This is a genomic window from Burkholderia cenocepacia (assembly GCF_014211915.1).
In the GTDB taxonomy this organism is placed as follows: domain Bacteria; phylum Pseudomonadota; class Gammaproteobacteria; order Burkholderiales; family Burkholderiaceae; genus Burkholderia; species Burkholderia orbicola.
Map to the genome: position 1 here is coordinate 1,483,944 of NZ_CP060039.1, position 24,159 is coordinate 1,508,102.

Annotated in this window: 23 protein-coding genes; 9 read left to right on the forward strand and 14 right to left on the reverse strand. The window is 65.3% G+C overall.

Translation table 11 applies throughout. The annotated features are described in order from the left end of the window. Positions 1–40 precede the first annotated feature (40 nt). Positions 41–493: a hypothetical protein gene (locus tag SY91_RS06930; RefSeq protein ID WP_023475218.1), complete on the reverse strand. Its 453-nt coding sequence runs from the start codon at positions 491–493 to the stop codon at positions 41–43. 246 nt (positions 494–739) lie between these two features. Here SY91_RS06930 and SY91_RS06935 point away from each other — a divergent pair, with 246 nt between their 5' ends. After that, positions 740–1,957 (forward strand): Bcr/CflA family multidrug efflux MFS transporter, encoded by a 1,218-nt coding sequence (locus SY91_RS06935; RefSeq protein ID WP_023475217.1) that lies wholly within the window; start codon positions 740–742, stop codon positions 1,955–1,957. Between the two features lie 60 nt (positions 1,958–2,017). Here the strand turns inward: SY91_RS06935 and SY91_RS06940 are convergent, their stop codons facing one another. From SY91_RS06940 to zwf, 7 genes are all read right to left on the reverse strand, one after another. Then, complete coding sequence (locus SY91_RS06940) at positions 2,018–2,347, reverse strand: type VI secretion system amidase immunity protein Tai4 (protein WP_124476220.1); 330 nt, start codon at positions 2,345–2,347, stop codon at positions 2,018–2,020. Positions 2,348–2,551: 204 nt separating this feature from the next. Further along, a complete protein-coding gene (locus tag SY91_RS06945) occupies positions 2,552–2,908 on the reverse strand; it encodes a DUF1493 family protein (protein ID WP_043886824.1) in 357 nt (118 codons plus the stop codon). Next, positions 2,908–3,339: an STM2901 family protein gene (locus SY91_RS06950; RefSeq protein WP_043886823.1), complete on the reverse strand. Its 432-nt coding sequence runs from the start codon at positions 3,337–3,339 to the stop codon at positions 2,908–2,910. The genes SY91_RS06945 and SY91_RS06950 overlap by 1 nt, the downstream gene beginning before the upstream one ends. A gap of 15 nt (positions 3,340–3,354) precedes the next feature. Then, entirely contained in the window at positions 3,355–3,582 is a 228-nt protein-coding gene (locus SY91_RS06955) for a hypothetical protein (protein ID WP_124591697.1), read from the reverse strand. A gap of 328 nt (positions 3,583–3,910) precedes the next feature. Continuing rightward, positions 3,911–5,839, reverse strand: a complete 1,929-nt coding sequence (locus tag SY91_RS06960) for a bifunctional transcriptional regulator/glucokinase (RefSeq protein WP_023475216.1) — start codon at positions 5,837–5,839, stop codon at positions 3,911–3,913. Beyond that, positions 5,817–6,497, reverse strand: coding sequence for a 6-phosphogluconolactonase (gene pgl, locus SY91_RS06965; protein ID WP_023475215.1), 681 nt, complete (start codon positions 6,495–6,497; stop codon positions 5,817–5,819). Before pgl ends, SY91_RS06960 begins: the two co-directional genes overlap by 23 nt. A gap of 88 nt (positions 6,498–6,585) precedes the next feature. Further along, entirely contained in the window at positions 6,586–8,055 is a 1,470-nt protein-coding gene (gene zwf / locus SY91_RS06970; protein ID WP_011544826.1) for a glucose-6-phosphate dehydrogenase, read from the reverse strand. 430 nt (positions 8,056–8,485) lie between these two features. Between zwf and SY91_RS06975 the strand changes: the two genes are divergently transcribed. The 4 genes from SY91_RS06975 (at position 8,486) to SY91_RS06990 (ending at position 12,888) form a co-directional block, all read left to right on the forward strand. After that, a complete protein-coding gene (locus tag SY91_RS06975; RefSeq protein ID WP_006496596.1) occupies positions 8,486–9,733 on the forward strand; it encodes an ABC transporter substrate-binding protein in 1,248 nt (415 codons plus the stop codon). Positions 9,734–9,871: 138 nt separating this feature from the next. After that, entirely contained in the window at positions 9,872–10,810 is a 939-nt protein-coding gene (locus tag SY91_RS06980; RefSeq protein ID WP_011544827.1) for a carbohydrate ABC transporter permease, read from the forward strand. Beyond that, complete coding sequence (locus SY91_RS06985) at positions 10,800–11,657, forward strand: carbohydrate ABC transporter permease (protein ID WP_011544828.1); 858 nt, start codon at positions 10,800–10,802, stop codon at positions 11,655–11,657. The genes SY91_RS06980 and SY91_RS06985 overlap by 11 nt, the downstream gene beginning before the upstream one ends. A gap of 112 nt (positions 11,658–11,769) precedes the next feature. After that, entirely contained in the window at positions 11,770–12,888 is a 1,119-nt protein-coding gene (locus SY91_RS06990; protein WP_006476647.1) for an ABC transporter ATP-binding protein, read from the forward strand. Positions 12,889–13,242: 354 nt separating this feature from the next. On the opposite strand, the gene SY91_RS06995 is transcribed toward SY91_RS06990, so the two are convergent. The 5 genes from SY91_RS06995 to trxB form a co-directional block, all read right to left on the reverse strand. After that, positions 13,243–14,067 (reverse strand): hypothetical protein, encoded by an 825-nt coding sequence (locus SY91_RS06995; protein WP_023475212.1) that lies wholly within the window; start codon positions 14,065–14,067, stop codon positions 13,243–13,245. Positions 14,068–14,069: 2 nt separating this feature from the next. Then, a complete protein-coding gene (locus tag SY91_RS07000) occupies positions 14,070–14,714 on the reverse strand; it encodes a PAAR domain-containing protein (protein ID WP_185921127.1) in 645 nt (214 codons plus the stop codon). Positions 14,715–14,808: 94 nt separating this feature from the next. Next, positions 14,809–15,432, reverse strand: a complete 624-nt coding sequence (locus SY91_RS07005) for a trimeric intracellular cation channel family protein (RefSeq protein WP_011544829.1) — start codon at positions 15,430–15,432, stop codon at positions 14,809–14,811. After that, a complete protein-coding gene (locus SY91_RS07010; RefSeq protein WP_043886819.1) occupies positions 15,419–16,198 on the reverse strand; it encodes a Smr/MutS family protein in 780 nt (259 codons plus the stop codon). Before SY91_RS07010 ends, SY91_RS07005 begins: the two co-directional genes overlap by 14 nt. A 135-nt stretch (positions 16,199–16,333) precedes the next feature. Next, positions 16,334–17,296, reverse strand: coding sequence for a thioredoxin-disulfide reductase (trxB, locus tag SY91_RS07015; RefSeq protein WP_023475210.1), 963 nt, complete (start codon positions 17,294–17,296; stop codon positions 16,334–16,336). Between the two features lie 386 nt (positions 17,297–17,682). On the opposite strand from trxB, the gene SY91_RS07020 reads away from it, so the two are divergent. The 3 genes from SY91_RS07020 (at position 17,683) to SY91_RS07030 (ending at position 22,229) form a co-directional block, all read left to right on the forward strand. Then, on the forward strand, positions 17,683–19,992 hold the full coding sequence (locus SY91_RS07020; protein WP_012328086.1) for a DNA translocase FtsK: 2,310 nt from the start codon (positions 17,683–17,685) through the stop codon (positions 19,990–19,992). 46 nt (positions 19,993–20,038) lie between these two features. Further along, positions 20,039–20,728 carry an outer membrane lipoprotein chaperone LolA gene (lolA, locus tag SY91_RS07025; RefSeq protein WP_023475207.1) on the forward strand — a complete coding sequence of 230 codons (690 nt, stop codon included), beginning with the start codon at positions 20,039–20,041 and terminating at the stop codon, positions 20,726–20,728. Positions 20,729–20,918: 190 nt separating this feature from the next. Continuing rightward, the gene (locus tag SY91_RS07030; RefSeq protein WP_023475206.1) at positions 20,919–22,229 is read left to right on the forward strand and encodes a replication-associated recombination protein A; all 1,311 of its coding nucleotides are present in this window, start codon (positions 20,919–20,921) and stop codon (positions 22,227–22,229) included. A 43-nt stretch (positions 22,230–22,272) separates the two neighbouring features. Here SY91_RS07030 and SY91_RS07035 read toward each other — a convergent pair whose 3' ends face one another. Next, positions 22,273–22,542 (reverse strand): DUF2164 domain-containing protein, encoded by a 270-nt coding sequence (locus SY91_RS07035; protein WP_043886816.1) that lies wholly within the window; start codon positions 22,540–22,542, stop codon positions 22,273–22,275. 248 nt (positions 22,543–22,790) lie between these two features. On the opposite strand from SY91_RS07035, the gene serS reads away from it, so the two are divergent. Beyond that, positions 22,791–24,092 carry a serine--tRNA ligase gene (gene serS, locus SY91_RS07040; protein ID WP_012328090.1) on the forward strand — a complete coding sequence of 434 codons (1,302 nt, stop codon included), beginning with the start codon at positions 22,791–22,793 and terminating at the stop codon, positions 24,090–24,092. Positions 24,093–24,159 lie beyond the last annotated feature (67 nt).

The following is a 24,159-nucleotide window of genomic DNA, read 5'->3' on the forward strand; positions in this document are numbered from 1 at the left end:
GCCGGACAGAAAGGCGGCCCCGATGCGACCCGGTTTCCGCTTACCGCGGCGGCTTGCGCTTGCCGGTCAGCTCGGCCCAGCGCTTTTCGAGCGGACCTTCGACCATCGGCTTGATCGACGAGCCGGAACTCTGCGCATCCCAGGTCTGTACCGAATACGGATGGACGCGCAGCGCGTCGCGCGGAATCACGACGTCCTGGTGCGCGTCGACCAGCCAGTCGTACACGAAGTCGATGCACAGCCGGTAGCCGCGCCTGGTCGACGAATCGGGCACCTCGTATGGCGCGCGCGTCACGTAGCCGGAGCCGAACACGCCCTTGGGCTCCTTCGCGACGCGGTGCAGGAACACGCGGTCGCCGGGCAGGATGCCGCGCGCGAAGCCGCAGCCCCATACGTCATGCACGGCCTCGCCGGCCTTCACGCGCGCGGCGACGTCGGGCAATTCGGGCCATGGCCATTTCTTGGGGCTCCAGATCAGCAGGAAAGCGGTCATCGGGTCGGTCGTACGTCGAATAGGTCAGACAAGAGCGGCAAGCAGCAAGCTTAATCGAATCCGCCCGCGCGCTGGTTCGGCGCACGACGCGCGTGGGCGGGTTCCTGCCCGCCGCCGCATGCAGCCCGAGGCACGCAAAAAAGTTGCGCGTACAATCATGGGCCTGAACGCGCCGCTTGCGGCGCGGCTTCCCGTCTTCACCGCCACGCGCGCCCCGATGCGCGCGGGCTCCCATTCCGGATACCCATGTCCCACGTCGTCCGGCGCCGGCCCGATGCCCGGCTGATCCTGTTGCTCGGCGCGCTCGCGGCCTGCGGGCCGATCGCCACCGACATGTACCTGCCGAGCCTGCCGTCGATCGCCGCGGGCTTCTCCGTCAGCGCCGGCGCCGCGCAGCGCACGCTGACGAGCTTCATGGCCGGTTTCTCGATCGGCATGCTGCTGTACGGCCCGCTGTCCGACACGTGGGGCCGCCGCCCCGTGCTGCTCGGCGGGATCGCGCTGTTCACGCTCGCGAGTATCGGCTGCTTCGTGGCGGGTTCGATCGACATGCTGATCGTCGTGCGCTTTTTGCAGGCGCTCGGCGCCGGCGCCGCGTCGGTGCTCGCGCGGGCGATCGCGCGCGACGCGCACGAGCCGAGCGACGCGGCGAAGGTACTGTCGATGGTCGCGATCGTCACCGCGGTCGGGCCGCTGCTCGCGCCGCTGATCGGCGGCCAGATCCTGCGTTTCTCCGGCTGGCGCGGCGTGTTCGTCGTGCTGGCCGTGTTCGGCGCGCTCTGCGCGACGACCGCGTACCTGCGCGTGCCCGAAACCTGGCCGAAGGAGCGGCGCAAGAGCGCGGCCGTGCTCGCGTCGTTCGCGTCGTACGGGCGCATCCTGTCCGACCCCGTCGCATGGGGGCACATGCTGTGCGGCGGGATGGCGTTCGCGTCAATGTTCTCGTACATCACCGCGACGCCGTTCGTGTACATCGAGTATTTCCACGTGTCGCCGCAGCACTACGGGCTGCTGTTCGGCCTGAACGTCGTCGGGATCATGATCGGCAACTTCGCGAATACGCGCCTCGTCGGCCGTATCGGTTCGCTGCGCATCATCGCGGCCGCGTCGCTCGTGAGCTGCATCGCGTCGCTCGCGGTCGCGTTCGTCGCGCTGACCGGGTTGGGCGGGCTGTGGTCGATCGTCGTGTGCCTGTTCTTCGTCGTCGGCGTGGTCGGGATCCTGTCCGCGAACTGCACGACCGACCTGATGCATCGCTATCCGCACAACGCGGGCGCGTCGGCGGCCGTGTTCGGCGCGATGCAGCTCGCGCTCGGCGCGCTGGCGAGCGTTGCGATCGGTGCACTCGCGGACGGCACGCCGTTCGCGATGGGCGTGACGATTGGCGTGACCGGCGTGCTGTGCTTCGTCGGGCGCTATCTGGTGCTGCGCTGGCACGGGCGGCCGGTGAAGGCGGGCGCCTGAGCGGCGCCGCGGAACTGACGGAGGAGCGCGGTGGACGGGTTTGAACTTCCCACCTCTACATCACTTGGAACGGTCTGGCGAGCGATTGTCGAGTCGATAGCTGCGCTTCGGGTTGGTTACGAATCGCCCGACTTCGGTCTCGAGTTCCTGGCTGTGATACAGATCCAGGCATTTTAAAAAATCGAATCTCACACCCTTGATTTCAGATTCGACGACCGGATTGCGACAGTCGCGAGCAAGAAAACGATTGACCAGCGATTTGCCCGCGTCGGGGTTCCGCTCCAGATCGAAGTCGGTCCAATCCTTTAGTGCACTGGCGCTGCTTCTCGCGTCCATCGCAGCGGACGGCTCATTCCGATAAGCGGTCGCGGTGCATTCGGCGAGCACCATGTCCTTGTAGTTCTACGCGTAGGTTCGGGCGCCGGCTTGTGGCGACGACGACGTATCCGTGGCGTGGCTGGGTTGTACCACGAACATCAGTGCCCAGAACATCACACACCGGAGCAGCGGATCCTGACTCATGGCGGACTCCGGAGGTATGCACAGATCCAACACATCGCCTAAAAATAAACCGGCCCATTTGGCGAGGTGCAATCAGCGCGGTAGGCTTTCCAAGCGCTGATTGCTCCACTCTCCATCCAAAATAGCCTGATAGAGCATGCCCAGAGTCAGTGGCACTTTGTCATATTTTTCTCGGCGTTTTCTGGAGAAAACCATCCGCGCCACTTCAATCAAGCTAAAGCCCTCTCCTGAGAAGTAGCGATTGAACTCAAAATCTCCAACTTGCACCGGAAATTTATCGAAGAAGCGCTCCATAAATTCGACCGCATCGTCGCCAGTGATATCCAAATCACCTTCGATGGCATGACTTTTTGTGAGAATTTTTTTGGGACTAACACCGGCCTCCCTTCTCACAAAATCCTCAAACTCGTTCCATGTAAACTGGCTCATCAGAACACCTTGTCCTCAGGCTTAACAAGCGCGTTATAGCGCGACACGGAACGAATGCTGATCATCGTGACATCCTTGGCAGCAATGACCCAGCCAACGACAGGAACCGCGCGCCCAACGAAAACCCCAATGTTTCTTACCAGAATGAACTTCAAGCGCTTGACGCTGGCATTGGTCAGCGTTGGGAGGATCTTCTTCTTCAAATCGTAGTTCAGATACTTGCGACTCAATATCGACGCAACAGAAGTACCCGGCGTGGTACCAAAGGGCTTCGCTCGTGTTGGCATCCAATTTTGACCGGCCACAATGGCAACCACTGCTGCTACATCGTCAACACCAAGCTCCTTGCATGTCTCATCGATAAAGACAAGGAAAAACAGCTCCATCGGCGTGAGATCTCGATGTGCACCAAACGCATAGGTGTTGTTCATTATAGTATTCCTCTCTCAGGCTATCGACGAGGCTGAAACCTCGAAGAGAACGATCCCCTGCCTATCGTCCAAGGTACTGCCTTCCAGCGAAGGAGGGAATTTGATCACTTCTGCTTTGTCCCATCGCTGGATATTGGTGGTCACGTTGCCCCCAATCGTTCGCGCAACTTTCACCGCGGGATTTATCGGCGCGTAAATGCGCATTGCTGCTGCCCATGCGGCTGAAAAGCTTGGTCTACGCATATCCCTCTCCGCAAACTGGATGAACGTGATGCTGTCGATGCCAATCGGGGGCCGTGAGAAACACGTCATTTCTCACGTCGGGCCGGGATGGCGGCATCACGCGGAGTGAAGGAAGTTACCGAGCCTGGGCAACTGCTGACAATTGGACTTGTTCGAAAATGGGAGCGTGTACGAACGTATGACGTCACGCGCGCCGTCGGCAGAAGGCATCGTCGATGCCTGCCGGGCCACGGTCGTGCGGGGTGGTCCGCTCATGCGAAACACCCCGAACGCCGGGCTTGAATCCAGCGTGCGGGGTGTCGTGGATCGACGGCGTTTCGCCGAAGCGTCAGTCCCGCGCGACGTCCTTCGCCGCCGGCGACGCGCCGTGGCTCAGCCAGTCGAGCACGTCGGCCGTTTCGTCGTCGCTGGCGCGCGCTTTCGCCTGCGCGACGGCTTCGGGCAGTTCGCCGTTCGTCGACGCGCGACGGATCGCGACGCCGACCGCGAGGATGTCGATCATCAGCAGATGCAGGATTCGCGAGATCATCGACAACTGCGACTCGCGCATCTCGATGTGGTCGGTCTCGAGCGCGACGGTCGCGCGCTTCGCGAGCGGCGTGTTGCTCGACGTGATCGCGATCACCTTCGCGCCGGCCTGCATCGCGACGTCGAGCACGCGCAGCAGCTCGGGCGCGCGGCCCGACTTCGACACCGCGACGATCACGTCGCCCTTGCCGAGCAGCGCGGCCGGCGCGGCCTGCATGTACAGGTCGCCGTACGCGATCGTCGGGATGCCGAAGCGGAAGAACTTGTAGTGCGCGTCCTGCGCGACGATGTTCGAGTTGCCGAGCCCGTAGAACTCGATGCGGCGCGCGCCGTTCAGGATCTCGATCGCGTTCTCGACGTGCTCGAAATTCAGGTGCTCGCGCAGTTGCAGGATCGCGGACACCGTGTTGTCGAGCACCTTCGCGCCGAAGTCGGTGGCCGTATCGCCGAGATGCACCTGGCTGTGGCTCATCGGGATCGTGCCGGTGAGGCCGGTGGCGAGCTTCAGCTTGAAGTCCGACAGCCCCTGGCAGCCGAGCGAACGGCAGAAGCGGATCACGGTCGGCTGGCTCACGTCGGCCTTGCGCGCGATGTCGACGATCGGATCGTTGATGATCGAGCGTGGATGGTTCAGCGCGAGATCGGCGACGCGGCGCTCGGCCGGCGTCAGCGCGTCGCGCATCTGGCGGATTCGCTCGAACACGGCCGACGACGCACCGCCGGAACGGTTCGACAACTGCTCCGCGAGAATCGCCGATACGCCGAGGAACGCCGGGTATTCGGCGGTGATCAGGTAGGTCGGAATATTCTCGAGATAGTGCGTGAAGCGGCCCTTCGCCTCGAAGCGCGCGCGGAACGACGAGCGCGTGAACAGCTCGCCCAGCTTCAGCGCGACGCCGCCGCCGATGTACACGCCGCCGAGCGCGCCGAGCGTCAGCGCGACGCTGCCCGCAAACGCGCCGAGAATCCCGCAGAAGCATTCGACCGTTTCGAGCGCGAGCGCGTCGCCGGCATGCGCGCGCTCGACGATCTCGACCGTGTCGACGGTCGCGGCGACGCGCTTCTTGTCGCGCGCGGCGAGCGCACGATAGATGATTTCCATGCCGGGGCCCGCGCACACGCGTTCGAACGACACGTGCGGAAACTTCTTGCGCGCGTATTGCAGCACCAGATCCTCGCGCTCGTCCTGCGGCGCGAACGACGCGTGGCCGCCTTCGCTGCCGAGCGCGATCCAGCGGTCGTCGGCCGGGATCAACCCCGACACGCCGAGCCCGGTACCGGGCCCGAGCAGGCCGATCACGCTGTTCTGGCGACGCGCGCCGCCGCCGACCTGCACGCGCTGGGCATCGGTCAGGCCCGGCAGCGCCATCGCGAGCGCGGTGAAGTCGTTGACGACCAGCAGCGTGTCGAAGCCGAGCGCGCGGCGCGTCGCCTCGATCGAGAAGCTCCAGTCGTGGTTGGTCATCGTGACCTGGTCGCCGTCGACCGGGTTCGCGATCGCGATCGCCGCGTGGTTCACGCGGCTGATCTTCACATCCTTCAGATACTTGCGGATCGCGTCGGTGATCGTCGGATAGTCGGCGCCGGGATACACGCGGATCTGCGTGATCTCGCCGGGGCCGGTTTCCAGCGCGAAGCGCGCGTTGGTGCCGCCGACGTCCGCGAGCAGGCGCGGGCCGTCGGCATGCTGACCCGCGACGACCGCCTTACTTTGCGCACCAGTAGACATCGAGCTGGGTCCCCTTGTCGTTGGCCAGTTGGGAAATCGCGTTCTTCTGCAGCGACGCGGCCGCGGCGTCGAGCACGTCGCGTTTGCGGGCGCCCGCGATCAGCAGGAACAGCCGGTCGACGCGCTTGAGCGCATCGAGCGAATAGCTCACGCGTGCATGGGGCGCCGCGCCCGGATGCACGGCGACGAACCGCTCGGACGTCGTGATCGCGTGGTCCCATTCGGGCGCGTCGGCGAAGATCGACGCGGTGTGGCCGTCCTCGCCCATGCCGAGCACGGCGACGGTCGGCACGCGGTAGTCGGGGTTCGCGTTCAACGCGGCGACGTGCGCGTCGAGCGTGCTGCGCGTGTCGACGAGCGGCAGGAAGCGGGCAGGGGCCGCCGCGCGCTGCAGCAGCGTGTCGCGCACGAGTTGCGCGTTGCTGGCCGCGTCGTCGTCCGGCACCCAGCGGTCGTCGACCAGCGTGACGTCGACGCCGGCCCAGCCGAGCGCCGCGTGCGACAGCGTATGCAGGAACGGGCGCGGGCTGGTGCCGCCGGACACCGCGAGCGTCGGGCGCGCGGGGCCGGCGAGCGCCGCGCGCAGCGCATCGCCGACGGCGCGCGCGAGCGCTTCGCTTTGCGCTTCCTGGGTGTCGAAAGCGTGGATCTCGATCACATCTCCTCCGGACTGCTTTGTCTGTTCAAATCGTACGAATCGTGAAGCACGTTGCCGCGTACGGTGGCGTACGCCGCAACGGTTTGCATCAGTTTTCTTCTTCGAGCCAGCAGGTGTCGTGCTGCGCGAGCATCGCGCTCGACGCGGCCGGCCCCCACGTGCCCGCCGCGTACGGCTTCGGCGGCTTGAGCGTGCGCGCCCATTCGTTCAGGATCGGCTCGACCCATTGCCATGCGGCTTCCTGTTCGTCGCGACGCACGAACAGGGCGAGCCGGCCGTTGATCACGTCGAGCAGCAGGCGCTGGTACGCCTCCATCTGCCCTTCCTTGAAGAACTGGTCGAACGCGAGGTCGAGGTGCACGCTCGCGAGGTTCATTCCTTCGCCCGGCTGTTTCGCGAGGCAGTACAGGCGGATCGTCTCGTTCGGCTGCAGCCGGATCACGAGACGGTTCGAACCGGGGCGCAGCGCGGTCGGCCCGAGCGCCGAGTGCGGCACCGGGCGGAAGTTGACGACGATCTCCGCGACGCGGTCGGCCAGACGCTTGCCGGTGCGCAGGAAGAACGGCACGCCGGCCCAGCGCCAGTTCTCGATCTCGACCTTCAGCGCGACGAAGGTTTCGGTCTGGCTGTCGGGCTTCACGCCCGGCTCGGTCGCGTAGGCCGGCACCTGCGCGCCCTTGATCACGCCCGCATGATACTGGCCGCGCACCGCGACCTTGCCGATGTCGCGCGGATCGATCGGCTTCAGCGCGCGCAGCACGCGCAGCTTCTCGTCGCGTACCGAGTCGGAATCCATCGAGTGCGGCGGCTCCATCGCGACGATCGACAGCAACTGCAGCAGGTGGTTCTGCACCATGTCGCGCAGCGCGCCCGTATTGTCGTAGAAATCGCCGCGCGCCTCGACGCCGAGCTCTTCCGCGATCGTGATCTGGATGCTCTCGACCCATTCGCGGCGCCACAGCGGCTCGAACAGCGCATTGCCGAAGCGCAGCGCGAGCAGGTTCTGTACCGGCTCCTTGCCGAGGTAGTGGTCGATCCGGTAGATCTGGCCTTCCGCGAAAATCTCGCCGACCGCGTCATTGATCGCGTTGGACGACTTCAGGTCGTAGCCGAGCGGCTTCTCGAGCACGATGCGCGAGCCTTCGTTCAGGCCGACCGACGCGAGCGCCTTGCAGATCGGCACGAACAGCGACGGGCCGGTCGCGAGATAGAACACGCGGATGCCGGGCAGCGATGCGATCGCGTCGCGCAGCACGACGTAGTCCTCCGCACGGCCGAGATCGAGCTTCACGTACTCGATGCGGTCGAGAAACGACTTCCACGCCGCGTCGTCGAACGCGTTGCCGGCCGCCTTCGCCGCATGCGGCTTCACGTGCGTGTCGACCCATTCGAGATAGCCCGCCCGATCCGATTCGTGTCGTGCGACGGCCACGATCCGACCGCCGTCCGCCAGCATGTTCGCACGGTGCGCTTCGAACAGCGCGGGCAGGATCTTGCGCATCGACAAATCGCCGGTGCCGCCGAAAAGTACGAAGGTAAAGCTGGAATCGGTATGCATGTGTCTCCGCCGTGTTGGGGGTGCTGGAAGCGATCCGTAGTGCGATAAAAATATTTTTGACACTGAATTGTAGTTTAACTACAATCCGCCGCAAGGGGTAGCACCTGGGTGAAGAAAAAAAGAAGTGCGGTCGATGAACTGCGCGAGCTTCGCCTTCGGGAACGCCTTGTGCCGAATGGTATCGGACATTGACGGAGCGCATCATCGCGCGCCGTCGCCCCCGGGCTCGCGCCGCGGCATCGCGGTGGGCCAGAAACACAAAGAGGAGACACGCCGTTGAATCTCGATTCACGCTTTCTGTAAGAGCCCGGCCGGTCATCGGCCCCGTACGCTGCATGCGTCCCGCGGCTCGATTTCCCCGTCGTTTATCAAGAAGCCGGTTCCCCGTCGGGGAACCTCACGAGTTGATTCAGTCTGGAGGAGATAAGTAATGAAAGTTCGCTCGATCATGGGCGCGCTCTGCGCCGCGGGTCTGATGGCTGGCGCCGTGGCGGCGCAGGCAGCCGAGAACGTAACCGTGCTGCACTGGTGGACCTCGGGCGGCGAGTCGAAGGCCGTCGGCGTCCTGAAGGACGACCTGCAGAAGCAGGGCTACGTGTGGAAGGACTTCGCGGTCGCGGGCGGCGCCGGCGCCGCGGCGATGACCGCGCTGAAGACCAAGGTGATCAGCGGCGATTCCCCGTCGGCCGCGCAGATCAAGGGCCCGCTGATCCAGGACTGGGCCGATCAGGGCGTGCTCGTCAACATCGATTCGGCCGCCGGCGACTGGAAGCAGAACCTGCCGCCGGAAATCGACAAGATCATCAAGTACAAGGGCCATACCGTCGCCGCGCCGTTCTCGGTGCACCGCGTCAACTGGCTGTACATCAACAAGGCCGCGCTCGACAAGGTCGGCGCGAAGGTGCCGACCACCTGGCCCGAATTCTTTGCGGTGGCTGACAAGCTGAAGGCCGCGGGCATCCAGCCGGTCGCGATGGGCGGCCAGCCGTGGCAGGACCTGACGCTGTGGGAAGACGTCGTGCTGTCGCAGGGCCCGGCGTTCTACAAGAAGGCGCTGGTCGACCTCGACCAGGCGACGCTGACGTCGCCGCAGATGCTGTCGGTGTTCGACACGGTGCGCAAGATCCAGGGCTACTTCGACACCGGTCGTAACGGCCGCGACTGGAACCTCGCGACCGCGATGGTCATCAACGGCAAGGCCGGCATGCAGTTCATGGGCGACTGGGCGAAGGGCGAGTTCGAGAACGCCGGCAAGAAGGCGGGCAAGGACTACGTCTGCGCACCGGTGCCGGGCACCGCGAATTCGTACACGTTCAACGTCGATTCGTTCGTGTTCTTCCAGCAGAAGGGCGAGAAGAACGCGACGCCGGGCCAGCTCGCGCTCGCGAAGACGATCATGACGCCGGAGTTCCAGGAGCAGTTCAGCCTGCTGAAGGGCTCGGTGCCCGTGCGTCTCGGCGTGAAGATGGACAAGTTCGACGACTGCGCGAAGAAGTCGTATGCCGACGAGCAGACCGCGATCAAGTCGGGCGGCTTCGTGCCGTCGCTCGCGCACGGCATGGCGCAAGGCGACGCGACCGCCGGCGCGATCACCGACGTCGTGACGAAGTTCATGAACTCGCAGCAGGATTCGAAGAGCGCGGTCGCCGCGCTCGCGAAGGCCGCGAAGGTCAAGTAACGCGCGCCAGGCGCCCGGCCGGACACGCTTCATCGGCCGGGCGTTTTTGCATGTGCAGCAAACGGGCTCGCCCGCGGGCCCGTGTCGTACCCGGCGCCGGCCCGGCCTGCGTCGCCCTCGTTCCAGGAGTCGAATCAAGTGGCTGCCCCTCTTAGCGGAAACGGATCCGGCGCTGCCGCCGCACGGCGTACGTCGCCGATGTCGGCCTTCGCCGATCGCTGGATCCCGAAGCTCGTGCTCGCGCCGAGCGTCGCGATCGCCGTGGTGTTCATCTACGGCTTCATCCTGATTACCGGCTATCTGTCGCTGACCCGCTCGCGGCTGTTGCCCAACTACGAATTCGACGGCTTCGGCCGTTACACGGACCTGTTCCAGAACGACGTGTGGTGGACCTCCGCCGCGAACCTCGGCTGGTTCGGGATTCCGTTCATCGCGATCTGCGTCGGCCTCGGGCTGTTCCTCGCGATCCTGCTCGACCAGCGGATTCGCAACGAAGGCGCGCTGCGCGCGATCTTCCTGTACCCGATGGCGCTGTCGTTCATCGTCACCGGCACCGCGTGGCAATGGATCCTGAACCCGGGCCTCGGCCTCGAGAAGGTGATGCACGACTGGGGCTGGACGAGCTTCTCGTTCGGCTGGCTCGACGATCCGGACAAGGCGATCTTCTGCGTGGTGATCGCGGCCGTGTGGCAGTCGACCGGCTTCGTGATGGCGCTGTTTCTCGCGGGGCTGCGCGGTGTCGACGGCGAGATCTTCAAGGCCGCGCAGGTCGACGGCGCGACGCTGCCGACCATCTACCGCAAGATCGTGATCCCGAGCATGCGCCCGGTGTTCTTCTCGGTGCTGCTGATCCTCTGCCACATCACGATCAAGACCTTCGACCTCGTCGTCGCGCTGACCGCGGGCGGCCCGGGCACGTCGTCGTCGTTGCCGGCCATGTTCATGTACACGTTTTCGTTCAACCGCGGCCAGCTCGGGCTCGGCGCGGCGTCCTCGGTGATGATGCTCGCGACCGTGGTCGCGGTGCTGGTGCCGCTGATGTATATGGAATCGAGGAGCACCCGCAATGCAGCCTAAGATGACGATCAGCCGGGCAGTGATCTATGCGGCACTGATCCTGTTCGCGCTGTATTTCCTGTTCCCGATCTACGTGATGCTGTCGACGTCGTTCAAGGACCTCGACCAGCTGCGCACCGGCAACCTGCTGACGCCGCCCACCACGTGGACCGTCGATCCGTGGGTGAAGGCCTGGAGCGGCGCCTGTACCGGCGTGCGCTGCGACGGGATGAAGCCGTTCTTCCTGAACTCGCTGCAGATGGTGATTCCGGCCGTGCTGATCTCGTCGCTGATCGGCGCGTTCAACGGCTATGTGCTCACGCACTGGCGCTTTCGCGGCGCGGACGCGCTGTTCACGATGATGCTGGTCGGCTGCTTCATCCCGTTCCAGGTGATCCTGCTGCCGATGGCGCGCCTGCAGGGGATGCTCGGCCTCGCCAACACCATTCCGGGCCTCGTGTTCGTGCACGTCGTGTACGGCATCGCGTTCACGACGATGTTCTTCCGCAACTTCTACGTGAGCGTGCCGGCCGAACTCGTGAAGGCCGCGCGCATCGACGGCGCGGGCTTCTTCACGATCTTCACGAAGATCCTGCTGCCGGTGTCGCTGCCGATCTTCATGGTGTGCCTGATCTGGCAATTCACGCAGATCTGGAACGACTTCCTGTTCGGGATCGTGTTCTCCGGCGTCGACTCGATGCCGATCACGGTCGCGCTGAACAACCTCGTCAACACGTCGACGGGCGTGAAGGAATACAACGTCGACATGGCCGGCGCGATCATCGCCGCGCTGCCGACGCTGCTCGTCTACATCGTCGCCGGCCGCTATTTCGTGCGCGGGCTGACGGCAGGCGCGGTGAAGGGGTAAGCGCGGCTTCATCCGATACGACGAACCGGCCGCGCACCACGCGCGGCGCATCGAAACGAACCCGACGCGGCGCCCGAGTGCGCCGCGCGAGACGAGACAGAGGATTCACAGCATGGCAAGCCTTTCCATCCGTGACGTGTACAAGACCTACCCGAACGGGGTGCCGGTCCTGAAGGGTGTCGACATCGAGATCGAGGACGGACAGTTCCTGATCCTGGTCGGCGGCTCGGGCTGCGGGAAATCGACGCTGCTCAACATGATCGCCGGGCTCGAGACGGTCACGAGCGGCGAGATCTGCATCGACGGCAAGGTCGTCAACGACCTGTCGCCCAAGGATCGCGACATCGCGATGGTGTTCCAGTCGTACGCGCTGTATCCGTCGATGACGGTGCGCGAGAACATCTCGTTCGGGCTGAACATCCGGAAGGTGCCGAAGAGCGAGCAGCAGCAGATCGTCGACCGCGTGTCGGCGATGCTGCAGATCCAGCACCTGCTCGACCGCAAGCCGGGCCAACTGTCGGGCGGCCAGCGGCAGCGCGTCGCGATGGGCCGCGCGCTCGCACGCGATCCGTCGCTGTTCCTGTTCGACGAACCGCTGTCGAACCTCGACGCGAAGCTGCGCATCGAGATGCGCGCGGAAATCAAGCTGCTGCACCAGCGTCTCGGCACGACGATCGTCTACGTGACGCATGACCAGATCGAGGCGATGACGCTCGGCGACCGGATCGCGGTGATGAAGGACGGCGTGGTCCAGCAGTTCGGCGCGCCGCAGGACATCTACGATTCGCCGTCGAACCTGTTCGTCGCGGGCTTCATCGGCGCGCCGCCGATGAACTTCATCAACGGCAAGCTGGTCGAGCAGGGCGGCGGAATCGCGCTCGAGATCGACACGGGCCTCGCGCGCAGCGCGCTGATCCTGCCGTTCGACGCGGCGAAGCTGAAGTCGCACGTCGGCCGCGAGGTGATCCTGGGCCTGCGTCCGGAGCGCATCACCGACGCGCGCAACGCGCACAACGGCGAGGCGTCGAACCTGCAGCCGATCGACGTGCGCGTCGACGTGACCGAGCCGACCGGGCCGGACACGCACGTGTTCGCGCAGGTGAACGGCAAGCGGATCGTGAGCCGCGTGCATCCGGCCGCGAACCCGCAGCCGGGGCAGACGCAGTCGCTGCTGTTCGACGTGTCGAAGGCCGTGCTGTTCGATCCGGCGTCGGAAGAGCGGATCGCGTGAGGTAAGTGGGATCGAGGAATCGGACGCGTCCGGATCATCGTTCGATCCGGATGCCGTCGGTTGCCGCGATTCATGGACATGGCGAATTTGTCCGAGCATCTGCCGTGGCCCGTGCGCGTCGTGATAGCCGACGGAGGCAATCACGGACTCGGCAGTGACAAGAAGTACGAACCGATCGCGTGCATGAGTGGCATGAACAGAAGGCACGCGAAGACGGCCGGAAAATAAAACCTCGAGCGGCGGACGGTGGAGAACAGGCCGGCCACTGCGACGACCAGGCAAACGGTCGCGAGTGCGCCGAAGAGATCGCTATCTGCGATTACCGAAAGGAACACACGCATCCTTGCCTCGGCATTACTGATTGAATGCGGCGAAATTCCAGCGATACAGCTGGAATTGCTTTAGAAAGTCCTTCACTTCGGCACCCGTCGTCTCGTTTCTGTAGTTCCACCCTTCCTCGCCCGGTGCGTAGTACCCGTTTTCGACGCCCATGCCTGCATAACTGGCGCTTTGTGGATCTGCACGATTGCGGCCGAATATCCTCATGATCGTCGTGAACGGACGCACGATCACACCGCTCGAATTTCCCTGCATGATCGAAATGGACGCGGGCGAGGTGCTCGTGACCAACTGAACATGATGTCCGATGCCTGCGCGATCATTGGCCTGTACGAGCATGTCTCCTGGGAGGAGCGACTCGGCCGTCGAAAGGCGTACGGTATTCGAATCGGTGCGTTGTGTGTCCGGGGCGCCGAAAGTCAACGACACCATCTCCGCGAAACCGTACATTGTCGAATCGTATCGCTGGTGTTCCGATTCGCCGTCGATTTCCACGTTTCGATAACTGCGTACACCAGTGGTCACCTTGAGCGGCAACCCGCGCAGGGCGGCGAACTGGACAAGCAGCCGTAACGCGAAGTCCTCACATGTAAATCGATTCGCGCGCGTGCTGCCGTTGCGGTCCCAGTACGTTTCCGTCTGTAGTTGTCTTGCCAGTCGCGGAACTGCGCGCTGGTATTCGGCGACGTCGGCGTCGGTCCATCTACGGGCCGTTTTCCAGAATGTCTTGAATCGGACGGTGACGGGCTTCGGTGACGGGTCGTTTGTCGGCGTGGTCTTGCGTGCCGCGATCCGTTTGTATCGATTGCCTTCAGGAGAGACGTGGACGTGTTCGGGCATGGTTATTCCGCGAGGTGGATCGTGATGTTTTCGGCCCGCGAAGTGGACGCGAGCAGGTGAGTTTGTCCACGTGTGTCCGTTCGTCCGTATTCAAACGCCCCGGTGTCTCGCTGCAATGCATAAGCGACGTCGCTCAGAGGGGCGCCCGTGGCGTCCCGAAGAATGAAGCAATCGTTATAGACGAACTGAGTCGTTGCCGTGAGCATATCTGTTGTGACGAGTTCGGATGCCATCCGGAGGTCGCAATCCGAAGCGTCTATTTTCCATTTGCGGCCATATCGGGAAATGATGCGAGGAGGATGCTCACAGCGACATCTGACCCAATCGTTGCTCAAGGCTTGAACGCGTCCCGCGGAAGTGAAGTCGCGCAGACGCTTTTCGCTCGGCGCGCCGGGGGCCGCTTCAATTGTCCCGACGCTCTCGCATGTGCTGCACCACGCGCGTTGTCCGACGAACGCGATTTTCCGGCGTTTGCCGTCGTCACCTACGATCGTTCCGCACTTACCGCCATCGAGTACGTAGCCGCCGCTGTCCAGCGGATCGTCTTCAACTACCGCGTAAAAAATAGTTATGCCAGTCCACTCGTTCGCGTTTGTCAGGCGGAACGTAGCACGGCACGACGGAATATGAAAGGTAAATGTAAACAAATGTGTCCGATAGATCGCGTTGTTTCCGGATCACCGGCGTGCGGCGACGAGGGCCCGTTTCAACGGCCTCTCGTGATTCAAACGATGCCCGGATTCAATGCGGCAACCGCACGTCGAACTTGAACGTAGCGAGCCGCGCGACGAGGATGAAGCCGGTCGCGAGCAGCACGCTGTACACCGAGTCGAACTGCAGCCACACGAGCAGCAGGTAGAACCAGCAGCCGACGAACGCGCAGGTCGCGTACGGCCGCGAATCGCGCAGGATCAGCGGGATGTCGTTGCACAGCACGTCGCGGACGATCCCGCCGACCACGCCGGTGATCACGCCCATCATCACCGCGATGAAGCGCGGCATCTCGGCGTCGAGCGCGATCGACGTGCCCGAGATGCTGAAGATGCCGAGCCCGATCGCATCGGCGATCAGCAGCAGCCGTTCGGCCGACAGCCGCGACAGCATCCGCAGCACGAACGGTGCGAACAGCGCGAGCACGAAGATCGCGATCACGTAGTCGTCGTGCACGACCCAGTAGAACGGCCGGCGCTCGAGCAGGATGTCGCGCAGCGTGCCGCCGCCGAACGCGGTCGCGAGCGCGACGACGAACGTGCCGACCGAGTCGAGGCGGTTCTTGCGCGCCTCGATGAACCCCGAAATCGCGAAGGCCAGCGTGGCGATCGCTTCCAGTATCGCGATCGCGAGCGTCAGCCTAGGATGCGGCACGCGGCCCCCGGTCGGTCGGCGCCGCGTGCGGCTGCAGCAGCACGAGCACCGCGCCCGCGCCGCCGTCGTGGCCGCGCGCCTCGCAGAACGCGATCACTTCCTCTTTCTGCACGAGCCACGCGCGCACCTTGCCCTTCAGCACCGGTTCCTTGCCGATCGAGCCGAGCCCCTTGCCGTGGATCACGCGCAGGCAGCGCAGCCCTTTCTTGCCGGCTTCGCGGATGAATTCGGCGAGCGCATCGCGCGCCTCGTCGCGCCGCATGCCGTGCAGGTCGATCTGCGCCTGCACGATCCACGCGCCGCTACGCAGCTTGCGCACGACGTCGCGGCTGATGCCGGGACGGTGGTAATACAGCGAGTCGTCGCTGTCGAGCAGCGTCTCGGGATCGAATTCGTCGGATAGCGTCGCGTTCAGCACGGCTTCCTCGTCGCGCTGCGTCTGCTTCGGCACCGGGTCGGGCGGCATGCGGCCCGACGACGCGCGCGGCGGCGCGTTCAGCGGCCGGATCGTGCCGATTTCGTTGCGGAACAGGTTCGCGTCGGCCTCCGCCTTGCGCTCGGCCTGCGCGGTTTCGATACGCGCGCGTTCGCGACGGTCGGCTTCGCCTTGCAGTGACTTGCGCAACGCGCCGAGGCCTGCGAGGCCCTGGCCGCGCAACGCGGCCGCGTCGGGCACGGGCGGCGGCGCCTCGGGCGCCGGGGTCACGGGACGGGCAGCGATCTTCCGCTTCGCGGGATCGCTCGGATGGGGCTGGTTCTTCGCCATGATTCGGTAACGGGGCAGGCGCGTTCGGGCGCGCGGGCACAAAAAAGCCGCTGCGCGGCGGCAGCGGCTTTCCGGTCGAGCCTGCTTCGCGGCAGCGGACGCCATTGTAGCGCCCGCCGCGAAAAGGCTTCCGGCTTACTTCTTGTCGTGCAGGCTTTCGAGGTAGCGCTGCGCGTCGAGCGCGGCCATGCAGCCGGTGCCCGCGCTGGTGATCGCCTGGCGGTACACGTTGTCCTGCACGTCGCCCGCGGCGAACACGCCCGGCACGCTCGTCGACGTCGCATTGCCTTGCAGGCCGCTCTTCGTCAGGATGTAGCCGTCCTTCATCTCGAGCTGGCCCTGGAACAGATCGGTGTTCGGCTTGTGGCCGATCGCGACGAACACGCCCTGTACGAGCAGGTCTTCCGTCGCGCCGGTCTTCACGTTCTTGATGCGCAGGCCCGTGACGCCGGACTCCTCGCCCGTCACCTCGTCGAGCACGTGATCCCACTTGATGTCGACGACGCCTTCCTTTTGCTTCTCCAGCAGGCGGTCGATCAGGATCGGCTCCGCGCGGAACTTGTCGCGGCGGTGGATCACCGTGACCTTCTTCGCGATGCCGGTCAGGTAGAGCGCTTCCTCGACGGCCGTGTTGCCGCCGCCGATCACCGCGACTTCCTGGTTGCGATAGAAGAAACCGTCGCAGGTCGCGCAGGCCGACACGCCCTTGCCCATGAACGCTTCCTCGGACGGCAGGCCGAGATACTGCGCGGACGCGCCGGTCGCGATGATCAGCGAATCGCACGTGTATTCGCCCGAGTCGCCGATCAGGCGGATCGGCCGCTCATGCAGTTTCGCGGTATGGATGTGGTCGAACACGATTTCGGTGTTGAAGCGCTCCGCGTGCTCCTGGAAGCGCGCCATCAGCTCCGGACCTTGCACGCCTTTCGCGTCAGCCGGCCAGTTTTCGACGTCGGTCGTGGTCATCAGCTGGCCGCCCTGCGCGATGCCGGTGATCAGCACCGGGGACAGGTTGGCGCGTGCCGCGTAGACGGCGGCCGTGTAGCCGGCGGGGCCGGAACCGAGAATCAGGACTTTGGCGTGTTTGGGCGTGGACATGTGCGAATCCGTAAAAGGCGGCCGGCGGGCGGGGTAGGGCTCGCCGTGCGATCCGGGGTGACCGGGATGCCGTCATAGATGGGTATCAGACGCGCATTATAAAGGCCCCGTTGCTGCGCTGCCGAACGAGAGTTTCAATCGCGCCGATAGCGTTCGGGGCGTGCCGGCCGGACGGGGCAGCGCGCCGGGCGGCCGGCTGCCGGGTGGCGACGCGCGTTGTCGCGGGTATGGGCCATCCGGCCGGCTTGGGGTGGCCGGCGGCGCCGGATCGGCGCCCCGTCCCCGTTATGTAACCGTCATTTACACTTGGCGGCGCGGTGCAGCGTTTACAATAAGCGCGATCGAACGACAGGCGGGCGCACGGCCCGTCCTCTTTATACGGATTCATGGCAAAAGCTCCTTATTCCGCCCCGGCACAGGCGTTGCCGCACCGGATGTCGAAGCTCCTCACGGAGATCCGCTGGATTCTCCAGGTCGCGCTCTGCGCCTTTCTGGTGATGGCCCTGCTGAGCTACAGCCGGCGCGATCCGAGCTGGACGCACGCCGCCCAGGTCGATCACATCTCGAACTGGGCCGGCCGCGTCGGCGCGTGGACGGCCGACATCATCCTGCTGCTGTTCGGCTTGTCCGCCTACTGGCTGATCGTGCCGCTCGGGCGGCGCATCGCCGTCAACTACCGCCGCATCACGCGCCACGAGGCGATTCCCGACGAACCGGAGCGGCCGATCGGCTGGCTTACCGAAATCTTTGCGTTCGTGCTGGTCGTGCTCGCCTGTGACGGCATCGAGGCGCTGCGCATGTGGTCGCTGAAGGTGCAGCTGCCGCGTGCGCCGGGCGGCGTCGTCGGCGAGGCCGTCGCGGGCGCGATGTCGCATGCGTTCGGCTTCACGGGCGGCACGCTGCTGCTGCTGATCGCGCTCGCGATCGGCCTGTCGCTGTATTTCCGCTTCTCGTGGCTGTCGGTCGCCGAGCGCGTCGGCGGCGCGATCCTGTCCGCCGTCAACGTCGCGAAGCTGCGCCGCGAGGCTGAGCGCGACCGCAAGCTCGGCGAGGCCGCGGCGGTGCGCCGCGAAGGCAAGGTCGAAGAGGAGCGCGTGCGCATCGAGGATCACGAGCCGGTGACGATCGTGCCGCCGGTCGTCACGCCGGCGAAGTCCGAGCGCGTCGAGCGCGAGCGCCAGGTGCCGCTGTTCACCGACCTGCCGGGCGATTCGACGCTGCCGCCGGTGTCGCTGCTCGACCCCGCGCCGAAGACGCAGGAAGCGATTTCCGCCGATACGCTCGAATTCACGTCGCGCCTGATCGAGAAGAAGTTGAAGGACTTCGGCGTCGAGGCGAGCGTCGTCGCCGCGTATCCGGGCCCGGTCGTCACGCGCTACGAGATCGAGCCGGCCACCGGCGTGAAGGGCAGCCAGATCGTCAATCTCGCGAAGGATCTCGCGCGCTCGCTGTCGCTCGTGTCGATCCGCGTGGTCGAGACGATCCCCGGCAAGAACTACATGGCGCTCGAGCTGCCGAACCAGCGCCGCCAGACGGTGCACCTGTCCGAGATCATCGGCTCCGAGGTGTATGCGGCCGCGTCGTCGGCGCTGACGCTGAGCCTCGGCAAGGACATCGGCGGCAAGCCGGTGTGCGCGGATCTCGCGAAGATGCCGCACCTGCTGGTGGCCGGTACGACCGGCTCGGGCAAGTCGGTCGGGATCAACGCGATGATCCTGTCGCTGCTGTACAAGGCCACCGCCGAGCAGGTGCGCCTGATCCTGATCGATCCGAAGATGCTCGAAATGAGCGTCTACGAAGGCATTCCGCACCTGCTGTGCCCGGTCGTCACCGACATGCGCCAGGCCGGCCATGCGCTGAACTGGACGGTCGCGGAGATGGAGCGTCGCTACAAGCTGATGAGCAAGCTCGGCGTGCGCAACCTCGCGGGCTACAACAACAAGATCGACGAGGCGGCGAAGCGCGAGGAGAAGATTCCGAACCCGTTCAGCCTGACGCCGGACGATCCTGAGCCGCTCGGCCGCCTGCCGAACATCGTCGTCGTGATCGACGAGCTGGCCGACCTGATGATGGTCGTCGGCAAGAAGGTCGAGGAGCTGATCGCGCGGATCGCGCAGAAGGCGCGTGCTGCCGGCATCCACCTGATTCTCGCGACGCAGCGCCCGTCGGTCGACGTGATCACGGGCCTGATCAAGGCGAACGTGCCGACGCGGATCGCGTTCCAGGTGTCGTCGAAGATCGACTCGCGCACGATTCTCGACCAGATGGGCGCGGAATCGCTGCTCGGGATGGGCGACATGCTCTACCTGCCTCCGGGCTCGGGGCTGCCGGTGCGCGTGCACGGCGCGTTCGTCGCCGATGACGAGGTGCATCGCGTCGTCGAGAAGCTCAAGGAGCAGGGCGAGCCGAATTACGTCGAGGGCCTGCTCGAAGGCGGCACCGCCGACGGCGACGAGGGCTCGGCCGGCGCGGGAACCGGCGAAGGCGGCGGCGAGTCTGATCCGCTGTACGACCAGGCGGTCGAGATCGTCATCAAGAACCGCCGCGCGTCGATCTCGCTCGTGCAGCGCCATCTGCGGATCGGCTACAACCGCGCGGCGCGGCTGCTCGAGCAGATGGAGCAGTCGGGGCTCGTGTCGGCGATGTCGTCGAGCGGCAACCGCGAAATTCTTGTGCCGGCGCGCGACGCGGAATGAGTCCGCGGCGCCCGCAGCGCCGGCCACCCAGGGAGAAAACCGCATCATGCAGCAACTTTCGTTCGTCCCTTCCCTTCGTTCGACGCGGCGCTGGCTCGGCGCGGCGCTCGCCGGCGCATCGCTGATGCTCGCGGCGACGCACGCGTTCGCGGGCGGCACCGAGCAACTGAAGGCCTTCGTGTCGCAGGTGCGTTCGGCGAAGGGCGATTTCACGCAGCAGATCGTCAAGGCGCCGGCCAAGGGCGCGAGCGCCGCGCAGGCCGCGCCGAAGCCCACTGACAATTCGAGCGGCACGTTCGTGTTCGCGCGGCCCGGCAAGTTCATCTGGACGTACCAGAAGCCGTACCAGCAGGTGCTGCAGGCCGACGGCGACAAACTCTACGTGTACGACCGCGACCTGAACCAGGTCACCGAGCGCAAACTGAACGGCGCGCTGGGCGCGAGCCCGGCCGCGATCCTGTTCGGCAGCAACGATCTCGACAAGAACTACACGCTGCGCGATGCGGGCGAGAAGGGCGGCATCGACTGGCTCGAGATGCTGCCGAAGGCGCAGGACACGCAGTTCCAGCGGATCGGCATCGGCTTCCGGAACGGCACGCTCGCCGCGATGGAGCTGCACGACGTGTTCGGCAACGTCACGCTGCTGACCTTCACGAACATCCAGACGAACCCGCCGCTGAAGGGCGATACGTTCAAGTTCGTCGTGCCGAAGGGCGCGGACGTGATCAACGGCTGACCTTCGCTGCGCCGTTTTCCCGACACGGGCCTGGCGGCGACGGCAGGCCCGTGTTGTTTTGGGGACGCGTGTAACAGACGCGGGTAACAGGCGTGGGCACCCCGTGCCCGGCGGCGCGCTCCCGCGGCTGTCATAATGTCGGGTCCGGCGGCCGGTTCGGCCGCGACCGTTTGATGTGGAGCGAGGGTTCATGTCCGACCTGTTTCAAGTCGAGCCGCGCCGCCCGCTCGCCGAGGCGCTGCGGCCGAAAACGCTCGCCGAGGTGATCGGCCAGACGCATTTGCTGGGCGAAGGCAAGCCGCTGCGGCTCGCGTTCGAATCGGGCAAGCCGCATTCGATGATCCTGTGGGGGCCGCCCGGCGTCGGCAAGACGACGCTCGCGCGGCTCACCGCGCTCGCGTTCGATTGCGAGTTCATCGCGCTGTCCGCGGTGCTCGGCGGCGTGAAGGACATCCGCGAGTCGATGGAGCAGGCGAAGGACACGTTGAACCGTACCGGTCGCCACACGATCCTGTTCGTCGACGAGATCCACCGCTTCAACAAGGGGCAGCAGGATGCGCTGCTGCCGTTCGTCGAGTCGGGCCTCGTGACCTTCATCGGCGCGACGACCGAAAACCCGAGTTTCGAGGTCAATTCGGCATTGCTGTCGCGGGCGCAGGTGTACGTGCTGAAGTCGCTGAACGACGACGAGATGCGCCAGTTGCTGAAGCGCGCGCAGGAAATCGCGCTCGACGGCCTCGCGTTCGACGACAAGGCGATCGATACGCTCGTCGGCTACGCGGACGGCGACGCGCGCCGCTTCCTGAACCTGGTCGAACAGGCGCAGACGGCGGCGACGTCGGCCGGCGTCGCGACCATCGATGCCGATTTCGTCAGCAATGCGATGACGCTGAACGCGCGGCGCTTCGACAAGGGCGGCGACAACTTCTACGACCAGATTTCGGCGCTGCACAAGTCGGTGCGCGGCTCGAGCCCGGACGGCGCGCTGTACTGGTTCTGCCGGATGATCGACGGCGGCGCCGACCCGAAGTATCTCGCGCGGCGCATCGTGCGGATGGCGTGGGAAGACATCGGTCTGGCCGACCCGCGCGCGTTGCAGGTGGCCAACGACGCGGCCGAAACCTACGAGCGGCTCGGCTCGCCGGAAGGCGAACTCGCGCTCGGACAGGCGGTGATCTATCTCGCATGCGCGGCGAAGAGCAACGCCGGCTACAACGCGTTCAACCAGGCGATGGCGTTCGTGAAGCAGGACAAGTCGCGCGAGGTGCCCGTGCATCTGCGCAACGCGCCGACCAGGCTGATGAAGGAGCTCGGCTACGGTCACGCCTATCGTTACGCGCACGACGAGCCGAATGCGTACGCGGCCGGCGAGACGTACCTGCCGGACGGGATGCGCGAGCCGCGCTGGTACCAGCCGGTGCCGCGCGGGCTCGAATCGAAGATCGCCGAGAAGCTTGCTTGGCTGCGCGAGCTCGATCGCGAGGCCGGCAAGAAGGACTGACGGCGCCGCGCGGGCCGGTTCGACCTGCGTCGCCGCTCAGGCGTCAGCGCTTGCGGGCCGGTTGCTGTTTCTTCCAGTATTCGAACGGCTCTTCGTGGCATTCGATGTCGAGTTCGGCCACCCGCGCATGCAGGCGTTCCTGCGCGTCGGCGACCGCGAGGTTGTAGATCGCCGGCGCGATTTCCTGGAGGAAGAAATGCAGCAGCGCACCGGCCTGGATGTTGCCGATCGGCTCGTCCATGTTTTCCGTGAAATAGCGTTGCAGCGACGCGATCGCGCGGTCGCGTACATCCTTGTCGAGTTCGATGGTCATCGGATTCCCAGGTGTGCTGTGACGCGGAGCCGGCGCTCCGCCTGATTCGGTTGCCGCCAGCCGGCGCGGTCGTGTCGTGATCCGTCATGGCGAGGCGCGCGGCAATTCGCCGACCGCCGATGCGGCGCACCGGCAATGCGATACTGCCATGGTCGCCCATTTGCGGCATTGTCCATCCGGCCGGTGCCGTGGCGGGCGCGCGGTGCGTTAGAATTCCCGTCTTACACAACGATTTTCCAAGTCCTCCCATGCTCGACATCCAGTTGCTGCGCAAAGACCTCGACGGCGTCGCCAAGCGCCTCGCCGATCGCGGCTACACCCTCGACGTCGCCGCGTTCTCCGCACTCGAAGCGGAACGCCGCGCGATCCAGACCCACACCGAAGAGCTCCAGGCGCGCCGCAACAGCCTGTCGAAGCAGATCGGTGCGATGAAGGGCAAGGGCGAGGACACGTCGGCCGTGATGGCCGAGGTCGGCGGGATCGGCGACGACATGAAGGCGTCGGAAGCCAAGCTCGGCGAGATCCAGGCGCGCCTGTCCGACCTGATGCTGGGCATGCCGAACGTCGCGCACGAGAGCGTGCCGGTCGGCAAGGACGAAGCCGACAACGTCGAGGCGCGCCGCTGGGGCACGCCGCGCCAGTTCGACTTCGAGGTGAAGGATCACGTCGACGTCGGTACGCCGCTCGGCCTCGATTTCGAGACGGGCGCGAAGCTCGCCGGCGCGCGCTTCACGATGCTGCGCGGCCCGATCGCACGCCTGCACCGCGCGCTCGCGCAGTTCATGATCGACACGCACACGCAGCAGCACGGCTATACCGAAACGTACACGCCATACATCGTGAACCCGGAGATCCTGTACGGCACGGGCCAGTTGCCGAAGTTCGCGGACGACATGTTCCGCGTCGAGAAGGGCGGCGCGGAAAACACGGTCACGCAATACCTGATCTCCACGTCCGAGATTTCGCTGACGAACACCGTGCGCGAGTCGATCGTCGACGGCGCCGCGCTGCCGATCAAGCTCACCGCGCATTCCCCGTGCTTCCGTTCGGAAGCCGGTTCGTACGGCCGCGACACGCGCGGGATGATCCGTCAGCACCAGTTCGACAAGGTCGAGATGGTGCAGGTCGTCGCGCCGGAAACGTCGTACGCGGCGCTCGACGAGATGGTCGGCCACGCGGAAGCGATCCTGCAGAAGCTCGGCCTGCCGTACCGCGTGATCACGCTGTGCACGGGCGACATGGGCTTCTCGGCCGCGAAGACGTTCGACCTCGAGGTGTGGCTGCCCGCGCAGAACACCTATCGCGAGATCTCGAGCTGCTCGAACACCGAGGCGTTCCAGGCGCGCCGGATGCAGGCGCGGTTCCGCAACGCGCAGGGCAAGCCGGAGCTCGTGCATACGCTGAACGGTTCGGGTCTGGCGGTCGGCCGCACGCTCGTCGCGGTGCTGGAGAACTACCAGAACGCGGACGGCTCGGTCACGGTGCCGGAAGTGCTGCGTCCGTACATGGGCGGCATGGAGCGGATCGACGCGCCGGCACAGGCGTCCTAACGCGAGCCTGCCGAAGCCCTCGCAAAAAAATTTGCAGAAAGGGCTTGTCAGCCGCGAAGCGATCGTC